Source organism: Paraburkholderia sp. SEWSISQ10-3 4 (genome assembly GCF_030464785.1).
GTDB lineage: Bacteria > Pseudomonadota > Gammaproteobacteria > Burkholderiales > Burkholderiaceae > Paraburkholderia > Paraburkholderia aspalathi.
Window position 1 is genome coordinate 105074 of sequence record NZ_JALPRI010000008.1, and the last position, 13770, is coordinate 118843.

The window sequence follows — 13770 nt, forward strand, 5'->3', positions numbered from 1 at the left end:
CATGAAACAAACAGCATCGAGGAAACGCAATTTCGTCCGCGTCACGCAGATCGCCATCGCCAGTGCGGCGTTTGCACTGCTCGCGGCTTGTGGCGGCGGCAGCGATAACAACAACAGTTCGAGCAGCAGCACGCCGGCAGGCGGCGTGAAATTGCAGGTCGTTTCGTTTGGCGACAGCTTGTCGGATGTCGGCACGTACGCGCCGGTGATTCAGTCGAGCTTCGGCGGCGGCCGCTTCACGACGAACCCGGGTGAAGTGTGGACCCAGAAGGTCGCGGAGTACTACGGCGGCACGTTGACTGCCGCGTATGTGGGCGGCTTCGGTCAACCGCTGGTTGCGACGGGCGGGTTCGGCTACGCACAAGGCGGCTCTGACGTCGTGAACGCCCAGGGCGAAGGTTGGGCACCGAACAACGCGGCGGCAACGACCGTGCCGGTGGTGACCCAGGTGGCGAACTACCTGGGCGCGCATACGAGCTTCAACGCGAACCAGCTCGTGCTGGTGAACGGCGGCGCGAACGACATCTTCCAGTTCGCTGGGACCACCGCCAACCTGACGGCGCTCGCCACCGCGCTGCAGACGCAATATCCGCTGCTCGTGCAGGCCGGCAAACTGCCGAACACTCAGGCAGGCCAGGTACAGTTCATCGCCGGCTACCTGCAGCAGCTGGCCAACCCCCAGATCGCGACAGCCGCCACGCAGCTCGCCGCGCAAATCCAGACCATCGTCAACTCGGGCGCGACCCACGTGGTGGTGTCGACGGTACCGGACATCGGCAATACGCCGCAAGGCGTTCAGGCCAACGCAGCCTCGCCTGGTGCGGCTGCGCTCCTGTCGGGGATTACCGCGGCGTATAACGGCATTCTGGTCCAAACCATGACATCCCTCGGCCTGCTGGGCACGGGCAAGGTCATCGTGGCCGACGCGTTCACGTGGATTGATCAGCAGTTGCCGAACTACCAGGCGCTGGGCTTCACGGTGTCCAACACCGGTACGGCGTGTAACCTGACGTCGATGGTGACCAACGCAACCGCGTACGCCACCGCCAATCCGAGCGCAACGAACGGGCTGACCCCGGCACAGTATGGTGCCCAGTTCGGCTCGTCGCTGTTCTGCTCGCCGCAGACTTACACGGTGGCCGGCGCTGACCAGACCTACATGTTCGCTGACCTGGTTCATCCGAGCACGCACTTGCACGCCTTGTTCGCGCAGTTCGTTCAGCAGCAGATCGCGGCCACCGGCTTGGGGAAATAAGTTGAGGGTTGCCGCATAGCGGCAGCAGGATGCGAGTTCTGCAAACGCCCGGCTTGCTGGTCAAGCCGGGCGTTTTTTATTTATGTTTGTTGCGCGCGGCACAGCGGTTGAGACGACGGGTTGCTACAACGGATTGTGGCGGCGCCGGTGAGCAAGCCGTACCAATCAGGCAGTTCCTACCCTTGCGCTTCGAATGCAGCCGCGGCCCGGCCGAGCCGATCGTTCACAGCGATCCACTCGATCGTGTCCGGCAACTTCTCGATGAGAATCCGGCTCACGTCCGCGCGATCGAGCGCCCTTAGCAGGCCATACAACTCGCGCGCATAGACGTGCGGATCTTCAGGCGCGGCAATGAAATGCACGCCCTCGGCATGAGCCCACTCTCCTGCGCGGGAAGCACGCGCTACCAAGGCCACGCGTTCGTCGCTCTGACGCGCCGCGAGCAACATCTGCAACGCATCAAAAGGCAGCAAGGCCAACGGCGTGCGCGGCGCATAGTGCGCCTTCAACGTCCCCGAAGCGCGCGGTGTCGTGGCATCCGAACCGTCGGGCAGGCGTGGCGCCTCGCCGAGCACGTCGGCGATATCCTGCGGCGTTACGCGACCAGGTCTCAACAGCGCCGGAAATCCGCGCGACAAATCCAGAATCGTCGATTCGATTCCGACGTCAGATGCGCCACCGTCCAGCACGTGAATCGCGCTGCCGAACTCGTCGCGCACGTGCTGCGCCGTAGTTGGGCTCACGTGACCAAATCGATTCGCCGAGGGCGCCGCCACGCCGCCATGTCCGCCGCGCAACGCACTGAACGCTTCGAGCAAAGCCTGCGCAACCGGATGCGACGGGCAGCGCAAACCCACTGAATCCTGGCCGCCGCTCACGGCTGCATTGATCCGCTCGGCACGCTTCAGGATCAACGTGAGCGGCCCCGGCCAGAACGCATCGATCAAACGCTGCGCTTCCGCCGGCAAATGCTCGACCCAGTAGTTCGGATCGCCCTGCGGCGCCAGATGCACGATCACCGGATGATTCGCCGGCCTGCCCTTCGCCGCGTAAATACGCGCGACCGCGTCCGGACTTTCGGCGTCGCCGCCGAGTCCGTAGACCGTCTCCGTGGGGAACGCGACGAGGCCGCCCGCGTCGAGCAGCGCGGCAGCGTGTTCGATCTGCTCGGCGCTCACAGGCAAGGCGCTTGCGGCGCCCCCTTCGGCAGGTTTGCTTTGATCCGGCATGGTGCTCGCGTCAGCCCGTGATGATATGCAGGAGCCGCGCGCAATCGCGCGCCGACGTGCGGGCTTCTTCAAGTGTCGCGGCCGTGAAGTTCACGTGACCCATCTTGCGGCCGCAACGTGCTTCTTCCTTGCCGTACAGATGCAAACGCGCCGCCGGCATCGCGGCGACTTCGTGCCACGGCGGTGTGACCGCCGCGCCCTTCGGGCCGCCTGGGAACCAGACGTCGCCGAGGATGTTCAGCATCACCGCCGGCGAATGCTGACGCGTGTCGCCGAGCGGCATGCCGGTCATGGCGCGGACCTGCTGTTCGAACTGGCTGGTCGCGCAGGCGTCGACGGTGTAATGGCCGGAGTTATGCGGACGCGGCGCCATTTCGTTGGCGACCAGCGACCCGTCTTCGAGAATGAAGAACTCGACGCACAGCACACCGACATAGCCGAGCTTGTCCGCGATTTGCAGCGCAGCCTGCTGTGCTTGCTGGACCAGCGTCGGGCTTGCATCCGGCGCAGGCACGATGGTGTGCGACAGCACGCCGTCGCGATGCGTATTCTGCGCCAGCGGATATACCACCGACGCGCCGCTCGCCGCGCGCGCGATCAGCGCGGACACTTCGAACTTCAGCGGCAAGCGCTTTTCGAGCACACACGGAACCCCTGCGAGCGACGCATGCGCCTCGCGCACTTCCTCGGCGTTGCGCACACGGATTTGACCTTTGCCGTCGTAGCCCATGCGTGCAGTCTTCAGAATGCCGGGCAGCACGGCTTCGAGCTTCGCGTTGTCGAGCGCGGCCAGCGCGTCCGACGATTCGATCACCACGTGCGGCGCCACGGTCACGCCTGACGACGCGATAAAACGCTTCTCGGCGATCCGGTCCTGCGCCACGGCGACGCAACGGCCGGCCGGGCTCACGAAGGTGGTTTTCGCCATGAAATCGAGGCTCGCCGCCGGCACATTCTCGAATTCGGTCGACACCGCCGCGCACAGCCGCGCGAGTTCGGTGAGCGACGCTTCGTCGTCGTAAGCCGCACGGATATGGCGGTCGGCAACCGTGCCCGCAGGACTGGTTTCGTCCGGGTCGAGCACGGCAACGCGATAGCCCATTGCCTGAGCGGCAAAACAGAACATGCGGCCGAGCTGGCCGCCACCGACCATGCCAAGCCATGCGCCGGGCAAAATCGGTGAAACCGGTGTGTTGTCTGGGTTCATCTTAGTGGTCGGTCGCGGCCGGGTGCTGCGTTCATGCAATAGCAGCACCCGGCCGGGGGTCAGACAGGGGGGACGTCTAAAAGCAATCAGCCTTGGCGCTTACAGCGCCGGCAGCACCATTGCGTGGGCCGCTTCGTTCTGACGCACGCGGAACGCAGCCAGCTTTTCCGCATATTCGGCGCTCGTGCCGCTCAGAATCGACACCGCGAACAACGCCGCATTCGCCGCGCCCGCTTCGCCGATTGCAAACGTGGCGACCGGCACGCCTTTGGGCATCTGCACGATCGAATGCAACGAATCGACGCCCTTCAGATACTTGCTCGCCACCGGTACACCGAGCACCGGCACCGTGGTCTTGGCGGCCAGCATGCCCGGCAGATGCGCCGCGCCGCCCGCACCCGCGATGATCGCGCGAATGCCGCGCTCACGCGCGCTCTCGGCATACGCAAACATCTCGTCGGGCATCCGGTGCGCGGACACGACTTTGGCCTCATACGGCACGCCGAATTCCTGCAGAATCGCGACGGCGTTCTTCATCACTTCCCAGTCGGAACTGGAACCCATCAGCACGCCGACAACCGGCGCGCCATGCGTATGGGCAGTTTGTGCTTCACTCATGGTACGGCTTCCTTGTTTCTTGAGCACTGCAGATATAGCCAGGTAAGCGTACTTAAGCGAGCTTGTGTCCGGTCAGGCGTTCGAGCGCTTCCTGATACTTCTCGCCTGTCTTCGTGACCACATCGTCCGGCAGCTTCGGTGCGGGCGGCTCTTTCTTCCACGGCTGGGTTTCGAGCCAGTCGCGCACGAACTGCTTGTCGAACGACGGCGGGTTGGTGCCGACCTGATACTGGTCAGCCGGCCAGAAGCGCGACGAGTCGGCGGTCAGCGCCTCGTCCATCAGATACAGCTGGCCGTGGTTGTCCAGGCCGAATTCGAACTTCGTATCCGCGATGATGATGCCGCGCGTTGCAGCATAGTCAGCGGCTTCCTTGTACAGCTTGATCGAGATGTCGCGGATCGTGGCCGACAGTTCGGTGCCGATGCGGCGTTCCATCTCGTTGTACGTAATGTTCTCGTCGTGGTGGCCCATTTCGGCCTTGGCTGCCGGCGTGAAAATCGGCTCGGGCAGTTTTTGTGCGTTTTGCAGGCCCGGCGGCAGTTCCACACCGCACACCGAACCGGTTGCCTGGTAGTCTTTCCAGCCGCTGCCGGCCAGATAGCCGCGCACCACCGCTTCAACGAGGATCGGCTCGAGACGCTTCACCACCACGGCGCGGCCCTTGACCTGCTCGACTTCGTCAGCCGCCACCACGGATTCGGGCGCCACGCCCGTGAGGTGATTCGGCACCACATGCTTGAGTTTCTCGAACCAGAAGTTCGCCATTTCGTTGAGCACGCGGCCCTTATTCGGAATCGGCTCGCCCATGATGACGTCGAACGCCGACAGACGGTCGGTCGTGACAATCAGCAACTGGTCGTTGCCCACCGCATAGTTGTCGCGGACTTTACCGCGGCCGAGCAGCGGCAGCGAGTGGAGCGTGGATTCGTAAAGGGTAGACATCGTCGTGGTTCGCTAAAAGTGGGGCAAAAAGTATGACCGGAACAAAAGGGAAACGCCGTTCCCCGGATGATGCGGGAACGGCGATCGGACGACAACCTGGCCAATCGGCCAGATGTAGAGCCTGCTTATAGCTTAGCGGACGACTTGCGCGAGCTCGCCCGATTTGTACTTCTCCGCGATTTTATCAAGCGAAACCGGCTTGATCTTGCCGGCCTGGCCTTCGCAGCCGAATTGCGTGAAACGCTCGAGACAGATCTTCATCGCGGCTTCACGCGCCGGCTTCAGGTAGTCGCGCGGATCGAACTTGCCCGGATTGGTCGCCATGTAGCGGCGGATCGCACCGGTGATCGCCAGACGCAGGTCGGTGTCGATATTGACCTTGCGCACGCCGTTCTTGATGCCTTCCTGAATTTCCTCGACCGGCACGCCGTAGGTTTCCTTCATGTCGCCGCCGAATTCGCGGATTTCCGCGAGCAGCTCCTGCGGTACCGACGACGAACCGTGCATCACCAGGTGGGTATTCGGAATGCGCTGGTGAATTTCCTTGATGCGTTGGATCGACAGGATGTCGCCCGTGGGCTTCTTGCTGAACTTGTACGCGCCGTGCGACGTACCGATCGCGATTGCCAGCGCGTCGCATTGCGTCAGCTTGACGAAGTCGGCAGCCTGCTCCGGATCGGTCAGCAGTTGCTCGCGGGTCATCGTGCCTTCCGCGCCGTGGCCGTCTTCCTTGTCGCCCTTCATGGTTTCCAGCGAACCGAGCACGCCCAGTTCCGCTTCCACCGTGATGCCGATCGAATGCGCCGCTTCAACCACCTTGCGCGACACTTCGACATTGTATTCGTACGAAGCGACCGTCTTGCCGTCGGCTTCGAGCGAACCGTCCATCATCACGCTGGTGAAACCGCTGCGGATCGCCGCCATACAGACCGCCGGCGACTGGCCGTGATCCTGGTGCATCACGACCGGAATATGCGGATACGACTCGACCGCGGCTTCGATCAGGTGGCGCAGGAACGGCTCGCCCGCGTACTTACGCGCGCCGGCCGACGCCTGCATGATGACCGGGGCGTTGACCTTATCCGCTGCGAACATGATCGCCTGCACCTGCTCCAGGTTGTTCACGTTGAATGCCGGAATGCCATAACCGTTTTCAGCGGCATGGTCCAGCAGTTGACGCATTGATACGAGAGGCATGCTTAACTCCTTAGATTGAAACGAATTCTGTGCCGTCGGCATCTTTTGGGGCGATTTTATCGCGAAGCAAGCTGCATACCCGTTCACACATTCCCTAAAGCGCTTCACCCGCGGACCTTTACCGCACGCGCAATTGAAGTCTGTGCGCCGCCTCTCGCGGGGCATGACAGCCTGCTTCGCTCAATCAAGCCTGTGCCGATCGAGCAGTCTGCTGTGTAGGGCAGAAGTAAGTGCTTTAGCAGTTACTTCCGCCATACACACAGTGCGTCAAATCAATACGGTTCACCAACGCGCACGATCTTCAGCGTATTCGTACCGCCTGCCTGACCCATCGGCTCGCCGACGGTCAGCACCACCATGTCGCCGCGCGATGCGTAGCCCTTGCCGACCACTGTTTCCAGCGCCTGCTGCAAGGCGGTGTCGCGGTCGGTGCTGGTGTCCAGATGCAGCGACGTAACGTTGCGGTAGATCGCCATCGCCCGTTCGCTGCCGACGCGCGGCGTGAGCGCGAAAATCGGCACGTGCGTCCAGTGACGCGACATCCATAGCGCGGTCGAACCCGATTCGGTCAACGCGACAATCGCCTTCGCGCCCAGGTGGAACGCCGTGAACAGCGCACCCATGGCGATGGACTGGTCGATTCGCGTAAACGTGCGGTCGAGGAAATCCTTGTCCAGCTCCGACTGCTCCGACTTTTCGGCTTCAAGGCAGATCGCGGCCATCGTCTCGATGGTCTGCACCGGGTACTTGCCCGCTGCGGATTCGGCCGACAACATCACCGCGTCCGTACCGTCCAGCACCGCGTTGGCGACGTCCGACACTTCGGCGCGGGTCGGCACCGGCGCGTAGATCATCGATTCCATCATCTGGGTCGCGGTGATCACGAACTTGTTCGATTCGCGGGCCATACGAATCATGCGCTTTTGCAGCGCAGGAACTGCGGCATTGCCCACTTCCACGGCCAAGTCGCCGCGCGCAACCATGATGCCGTCCGATGCGTCGAGGATGCCTTGCAGCGCCGGAATCGCTTCCGCCCGCTCGATCTTCGCGATCATCTTCGGCTTGATGCCATAGGGTGCACCCGCGATGTTCGCGAGCTGGCGGGCCATTTCCATGTCGGTGGCGTTCTTGGGGAACGATACCGCGACGAAATCCACACCGATCGACATCGCCGTGCGGATGTCTTCCATGTCCTTGGCCGTCAGGGCCGGCGCCGTCAGACCACCGCCCTGGCGGTTGATGCCCTTGTTGTTCGACAGATCGCCGCCGACCTTCACGGTGGTGTGGATCTCGCTACCGAGCACGCGCACGACGTCCAGCACAATCAGGCCGTCGTTGAGCAACAGCACGTCGCCCGGTTTCAGGTCGCGCGGCAGGTCTTTGTAGTCGAGGCCGACGCGATCGTCGTTGCCGAGTTCACACTCGGCGTCGAGGACGAACGGGCTGCCGGCAACCAGCGTGGTCTTGCCGTTTTCGAATTTGCCGACCCGAATCTTCGGGCCTTGCAGGTCAGCCATGATGGCAACTTCACGGCCGGCCTGGCGGGCCGCCTCGCGCACGAAATCGGCGCGCTGGCGGTGGTCGTCGGCCGTGCCGTGCGAGAAATTGAGCCGCACCACGTCGGCGCCTGCCTGAATCATTTGCAGCAGGATTTCCGGCGTACTGGAAGCCGGTCCGATGGTAGCGACAATCTTGGTGGCGCGATGCATGAGTCTCCTCGTCTGGGTGGGATCGCTGGAATGAGCGCTGCGAGTCGGATGCGGAGGCTGCGCACCGAAGGGTGCTGCTGGGGGCTGCGCGCCGGTTGAAACCAGCGTCGCTTTATGGGGTGAAGCGGTGTTCGATACCGGCACGGGGCGCGCCGGTGAGGGGGCGAGCGTAATCTCGTCGTCCGGGAGTTCTGCGGGCGAGTGGGCGGCTTGTCCGGTGGACAATTCCGCTGCCTCGCCGGCAGTGGTCAACTCCGCAAGCGCGAGAGACAACTCGGATTCCTGCTGCTGCGGGGCCGCGGCTTCAGCCACGGCCGTTGTGGCGGCGGAGCGCGCTTCGCGCTCCCCTGCCGTTGCTGCTGCGGTGTTGCGCGGCTTGCCGCCGCGCGCTTTTGCAGACTTCGCTGAGGGGGAGCGCGTCACCACGTTAAGCCCGCGATTCCAGAACTGCGACAGCGGGGAGTGTCTTGCCCTCGAGGAACTCGAGGAAGGCGCCGCCGCCCGTCGAGATGTAGCTGACCTTGTCGTGGATGCCGTACTTGGCAATCGCCGCGAGCGTATCGCCGCCGCCTGCAATCGAGAACGCCGACGATTTGGCGATCGCGTCAGCCAGCGTCTTCGTACCGTTGCCGAACTGATCGAATTCGAACACGCCGACCGGACCGTTCCACACGATCGTGCCGGCTTTTTCCAGTTGTGCGGCGAGCACCTTGGCGGTTTCCGGTCCGATGTCGAGGATCATGTCGTCGTCTTGCACGTCGGCGACGGCCTTGACTTCCGCCTTCGCGGTCGGCGAAAACTCTTTAGCCGTCACCACGTCGGTCGGGATCGGCACCGAGGCGCCGCGGGCTTTCGCTGCGTCGATGATCGTCTTGGCTTCAGCGACCAGATCGGCTTCGGCGAGCGACTTACCGATCTTCAGGCCGGCCGCCAGCATGAACGTATTGGCGATGCCGCCGCCGACGATCAACTGATCGACCTTGTCGGCCAGCGACTTCAGAATGGTCAGCTTGGTGGATACCTTCGAGCCGGCGACGATCGCCACCAGCGGACGCTTCGGCGCGCCCAGCGCCTTGCCAAGCGCTTCGAGCTCTGCCGCCAGCAGCGGGCCGGCGCAAGCGATCGGCGCGTATTTGGCGATGCCGTGCGTGGTGGCTTCGGCACGGTGCGCGGTGCCGAATGCGTCATTCACGTAGACGTCGCAGAGCTTCGCCATTTTCTGCGCGAGCTCGTCGGAATCCTTCTTTTCGCCCTTGTTGACGCGGCAGTTTTCCAGTAGCACGAGCTGGCCCGGCGCGACGTTCACGCCATTTTCGACCCAGTTGGCAACCAGCGGCACGTCACGGCCAAGCAGCTCGGCGAGGCGCTTCGCGACCGGCGCGAGCGAATCTTCCGGCTTGAACTCGCCTTCGGTCGGACGGCCCAGGTGCGACGTGACCATCACGGCGGCGCCTGCGTCCAGCGCGGCCTTGATCGCCGGCACGGAGGCGCGGATGCGGGTGTCTTCGGTGATGTTGCCTTGATCGTCCTGCGGCACGTTCAGATCGGCGCGGATGAACACGCGCTTGCCGGACAGCTTGCCTTCGGCGATCAGATCGGAGAGACGCAATACCTTGTTCATGGGCGTGTATGTGCGAGTTGATGGGAAGGCGGTGGCGGACGACGCGCTGGGCCTTAAGCGCGGCAAACTCCAGCGCTTCGGCACGGCAGCGGCTCCACTGAGTCGGGCGCCGGCGGCAAAGCCGCGGCTGTCGCGCCATGCAGCGGCGCGCTTATCCCGGAAACACCCATTTTAACTTATCCACACGGCCTTCTGACCCGCAACCAGGCGAATGTCCCGTATTTGAAGAACGCGCCGCGCATGTCGCAGTGCAGCATTTTCGTTCCAATCAATTACATGAAGAGGCGCAAGAGCGTGAACACGGCCATTCCCACCACAATCGTGCCGAGCATGGTGCGGCGCCACATAAACCACGCCAGACCGGATAGCGTCGCGTAAAACTCGTGGTTCGAGGGCGCGAACGAGAGCCCCTCCGGCGTCGCCAGCACATCGGGCAGCACGACGGCGGCAAGCGCCGCGGCCGGCGCATAGCGCAGCATCCGCTGGACGCGCGCCGGCAAAACCGTGCGCTCGCCGCCGATTAGAAACATCGCGCGTGTCACCGCGGTGACGAAGGTCATGCCGATAATGGACAGCCAGATCTGTAAGGATGTCATTGGGAATCTCCGGCGCTGTTGCGGATGCGGCGCAAGTCGGCGCGCTCGACCATCAGGTCGGCGGCGCTGCCCGCGATAATCGCCGCAATCACCGCGAGCGGCAGCGCGAGCCGGTACGGCAGGTCGAAAGCGAGCAGCGACACCAGGCCGGCGATGCTGACCGCGACCAGCGTGGAGCGCGTGGCGATCGCCGACACCATGATGGGCAGCAGCGCCAGCGTGCCTGCCAGCGCGAGGCCCCAGTTGTCCGGAATCAGGCTCGCCAGCAGAATGCCGACGATCGACGAGACCTGCCACGACAACCAGCTGCACACCGCCATGCCCCAGAAGTACGCCTCCTTGCCCGGCACGTAACCGGTCTGGAAGCTCTTCTTCTGGAACAGCAGATAGATCACGTCGCCGTTGAAGTAGCCGAGCACGATGCGGCGCCACATTGGCAGATAGGAAAAATGCGGCGCGAGACCGGCACTGAAGATCACGAAACGCGTATTGACCATCGCGGCGGTGAGCAGCACGGTCCAGATCGGCAGCTTGGCGGCCAGCAACGGCAGCACGGCCAGTTGCGACGATCCGGCGTAGCAGAGCAGCGACATGGTGAGCGCCTGCGGCAGCGTGAGCACGGACTTGCTCATGGCGATGCCGGTGACGAGACCCCAGGAGAAGATCGCCATCAGCGTGGGCGAATAGTCGCGCGCGCCCTGACGAAAGGAACGGCGATCGGTATCTGACAAGCGAGCGAGCATGGGGCGAAACGCGGGCGCCAGGCGGCGGCGCAACGAAGGGAGGTCGGCGCCAGGTCGTCAAGCACCCGCTGGCGCATCCGGATGAATTATGCGTGCGCCGAATTATAGCGCCCGGCATGCGGCCAAATGCCCGTTCCTTGTGCAAAAGACGCTAAAATAACGCTCTTTCACCGCACCGCTGGAGAATCGCATGTCAATGGCCGATCGCGACGGCAAGATCTGGATGGATGGCAAGCTCATCGACTGGCGCGATGCCAAGATCCACGTGCTTACGCACACGTTGCATTACGGCATGGGCGTTTTCGAAGGCGTACGCGCCTACAAGACGGCTGACGGCGGCACGGCGATTTTTCGCCTCCATGAACATACCAAGCGTCTCCTGAATTCGGCCAAGATCTTCCAGATGGACGTGCCGTTCGGTCACGAAACGCTGGCCGCGGCACAGTGCGAAGTGGTCCGTGAAAACAAACTCGAATCCTGCTACCTGCGCCCGATCATCTGGGTCGGCTCGGAAAAGCTCGGCGTGTCGGCCAAGGGCAACACGATCCACGTGGCAATCGCCGCCTGGCCGTGGGGCGCTTACCTCGGCGAAGACGGTATCGCCAAGGGCATCCGCGTGAAGACCTCGTCGTTCACGCGCCATCACGTGAACGTGTCGATGGTCCGCGCCAAGGCCTCGGGCTGGTACGTGAACTCGATCCTCGCCAACCAGGAAGCAATTGCCGACGGTTACGACGAAGCGCTGCTGCTGGACGTGGACGGCTACGTGTCGGAAGGCTCCGGCGAGAACTTCTTCCTCGTTAATAACGGCAAGCTGTACACGCCGGATTTGTCGTCGTGCCTCGACGGCATCACGCGCGACACGATCATCACGCTGGCGCGCGACGCGGGCATCCAGGTGATCGAAAAGCGCATCACGCGTGACGAGGTCTATACCTGCGACGAAGCGTTCTTCACCGGCACCGCCGCGGAAGTCACGCCGATCCGCGAACTCGACAACCGTACGATAGGCTCCGGCGCACGCGGTCCGATCACCGAAAAGCTGCAATCCGGCTTCTTCGATATCGTGAACGGCAAGAGCGACAAGTACGCGCACTGGCTCACCAAAATCTAACGCACGCTGCGCCGCCCAAGGCCGCTGGCCTTTACCGGCGCAACGCACGCACCCTGCATACAACGAGAAACTCCTCATGAGCGAAATCAAAGAAATGCCGCTGGTCGAATTGACCGCAAAAGATCTGCCGGCGTACTGCCCGAATCCGGCCATGCCGCGCTGGAGCGCGCACCCGCGCGTCTTTATCGACGTCACGCACGGCGAAGCGAAATGCCCGTACTGCAGCACGCGTTACAAGCTGCGCGACGGCGAAGTGGTCAAGGGTCACTGAACGCAAACGCTCCGCAGTAAGGCCGCAGCCGCGGCGGGACCGGTCATGCCGGATCCGCGCCGCAAGGCTCGCGGCTTTTCCCTTTTTACCCAATCGAACGCCACGCGCATGGTTCGCGCGGCGCTTCGTTTCGACACCGGACACCCACTCTGATGCGTCGCGCGTTGGTTATCGCACCGAACTGGATCGGTGACGCATTGATGGCGCAGCCGCTGTTTGCGCGCCTCGTGAAATTGCATCCGCGCATCGTGATCGACGCGGTCGCGCCCTCGTGGGTCGCGCCTGTGCTCGAACGCATGCCCGAGATTCGCGACGTCTACGCAACCGACCTCGCGCACGGCAAGCTGCAGATGCTGCGCCGCTGGCAGCTGGCGAGCGACTTGCGCGATGTCGGCTACGACGCGGCCTACGTGCTGCCGAATTCGCTCAAGTCGGCGCTGATTCCGTGGATGGCGGGCATTCCGCTGCGCATCGGCTACACCGGCGAGAGCCGCTACGGCCTGCTGAACGTGCGTCACTCGAATCCGCGCAAAGACGAGCGCCCGCCGATGGTCGGTCATTACGCCGCCCTCGCCTACGCGCAAGGCGCCAAGGTCCCCGACGACCTGCCGATGCCGCGACTCGACGCGGATCTGAACGAAGCGTCACGGGTCTCGGCGCGCTTCAATCTGGATACCCGCGTGCCGCTGCTGGTGTTCTGCCCGGGTGCCGAGTACGGTCCGGCCAAGCGCTGGCCGCCCGAGCATTTCGCCGCGCTCGCGCAGATCGTCGGCCAGTCGTTCCCCTACACGCAGATCATCGCGCTCGGCTCGCCGAAAGACGCGCCGCTTGCCCAGGCCATCGCCGAGAAGGCGCCGAACGTGCGCAACCTGTGCGGCCAGACCGCGCTGAGCGAAGCTTGCGCGCTGATCTCGCGGGCCAACGCGGTCGTCACTAACGATTCCGGCCTGATGCACGTGGCCGCCGCGCTGCGCCGGCCGCTGGTGGCCGTGTACGGTTCGACCGATCCGCGCCACACGCCGCCCTTGTCCGAGCTCGCGAAGGTACAATGGCTTCATCTCGAATGCAGCCCCTGTTTTCAGCGCGAGTGTCCGCTCGGGCATCTGAACTGCCTGAAGCAGTTGAGTGCCGAGCAGGTGTTCGGCGATTTGCGCGGCATGTTGCTTGCGCAACGTTGAACCTGGCTGATTCGGCTGATACTTGCACGCAACACCGCACGCCTTGAGCGCGTCGCGTCATGTTCGCGCCTTGCGGCGCGGGCATCCTC

13 protein-coding genes are annotated in these 13770 nt (G+C 63.6%); 4 read left to right on the forward strand and 9 right to left on the reverse strand.

Going from position 1 to position 13770, the window contains the following annotated elements:
* Position 1: 1 nt before the first annotated feature.
* Positions 2-1255: an SGNH/GDSL hydrolase family protein gene (locus M0D68_RS17935; protein WP_200618209.1), complete on the forward strand. Its 1254-nt coding sequence runs from the start codon at positions 2-4 to the stop codon at positions 1253-1255.
* A 176-nt stretch (positions 1256-1431) separates the two neighbouring features.
* On the opposite strand, the gene M0D68_RS17940 is transcribed toward M0D68_RS17935, so the two are convergent.
* From M0D68_RS17940 to M0D68_RS17980, 9 genes are all read right to left on the reverse strand, one after another.
* Positions 1432-2484, reverse strand: coding sequence for an L-threonylcarbamoyladenylate synthase (locus tag M0D68_RS17940; RefSeq protein WP_200618208.1), 1053 nt, complete (start codon positions 2482-2484; stop codon positions 1432-1434).
* A 10-nt stretch (positions 2485-2494) separates the two neighbouring features.
* Positions 2495-3691: a 5-(carboxyamino)imidazole ribonucleotide synthase gene (locus M0D68_RS17945; protein WP_093635587.1), complete on the reverse strand. Its 1197-nt coding sequence runs from the start codon at positions 3689-3691 to the stop codon at positions 2495-2497.
* 99 nt (positions 3692-3790) lie between these two features.
* Positions 3791-4309, reverse strand: a complete 519-nt coding sequence (gene purE, locus M0D68_RS17950) for a 5-(carboxyamino)imidazole ribonucleotide mutase (protein WP_029968172.1) — start codon at positions 4307-4309, stop codon at positions 3791-3793.
* Positions 4310-4361: 52 nt separating this feature from the next.
* A complete protein-coding gene (locus M0D68_RS17955) occupies positions 4362-5252 on the reverse strand; it encodes a phosphoribosylaminoimidazolesuccinocarboxamide synthase (protein ID WP_028196245.1) in 891 nt (296 codons plus the stop codon).
* 132 nt (positions 5253-5384) lie between these two features.
* A complete protein-coding gene (gene fba / locus M0D68_RS17960; protein ID WP_054034414.1) occupies positions 5385-6449 on the reverse strand; it encodes a class II fructose-bisphosphate aldolase in 1065 nt (354 codons plus the stop codon).
* 272 nt (positions 6450-6721) lie between these two features.
* The gene (gene pyk / locus M0D68_RS17965) at positions 6722-8158 is read right to left on the reverse strand and encodes a pyruvate kinase (RefSeq protein ID WP_200565265.1); all 1437 of its coding nucleotides are present in this window, start codon (positions 8156-8158) and stop codon (positions 6722-6724) included.
* A 427-nt stretch (positions 8159-8585) separates the two neighbouring features.
* Complete coding sequence (locus M0D68_RS17970) at positions 8586-9779, reverse strand: phosphoglycerate kinase (RefSeq protein WP_093635585.1); 1194 nt, start codon at positions 9777-9779, stop codon at positions 8586-8588.
* A gap of 272 nt (positions 9780-10051) precedes the next feature.
* Complete coding sequence (locus tag M0D68_RS17975) at positions 10052-10375, reverse strand: AzlD domain-containing protein (RefSeq protein WP_054034418.1); 324 nt, start codon at positions 10373-10375, stop codon at positions 10052-10054.
* Positions 10372-11118 (reverse strand): AzlC family ABC transporter permease, encoded by a 747-nt coding sequence (locus M0D68_RS17980; protein ID WP_054034673.1) that lies wholly within the window; start codon positions 11116-11118, stop codon positions 10372-10374. Before M0D68_RS17980 ends, M0D68_RS17975 begins: the two co-directional genes overlap by 4 nt.
* 190 nt (positions 11119-11308) lie before the next feature.
* Between M0D68_RS17980 and M0D68_RS17985 the strand changes: the two genes are divergently transcribed.
* The 3 genes from M0D68_RS17985 (at position 11309) to waaF (ending at position 13681) form a co-directional block, all read left to right on the forward strand.
* The gene (locus M0D68_RS17985; RefSeq protein WP_200618207.1) at positions 11309-12232 is read left to right on the forward strand and encodes a branched-chain amino acid transaminase; all 924 of its coding nucleotides are present in this window, start codon (positions 11309-11311) and stop codon (positions 12230-12232) included.
* 76 nt (positions 12233-12308) lie between these two features.
* Positions 12309-12503: a zinc-finger domain-containing protein gene (locus M0D68_RS17990; RefSeq protein ID WP_054034422.1), complete on the forward strand. Its 195-nt coding sequence runs from the start codon at positions 12309-12311 to the stop codon at positions 12501-12503.
* Between the two features lie 152 nt (positions 12504-12655).
* Positions 12656-13681 carry a lipopolysaccharide heptosyltransferase II gene (waaF, locus tag M0D68_RS17995; RefSeq protein ID WP_093635581.1) on the forward strand — a complete coding sequence of 342 codons (1026 nt, stop codon included), beginning with the start codon at positions 12656-12658 and terminating at the stop codon, positions 13679-13681.
* Positions 13682-13770 lie beyond the last annotated feature (89 nt).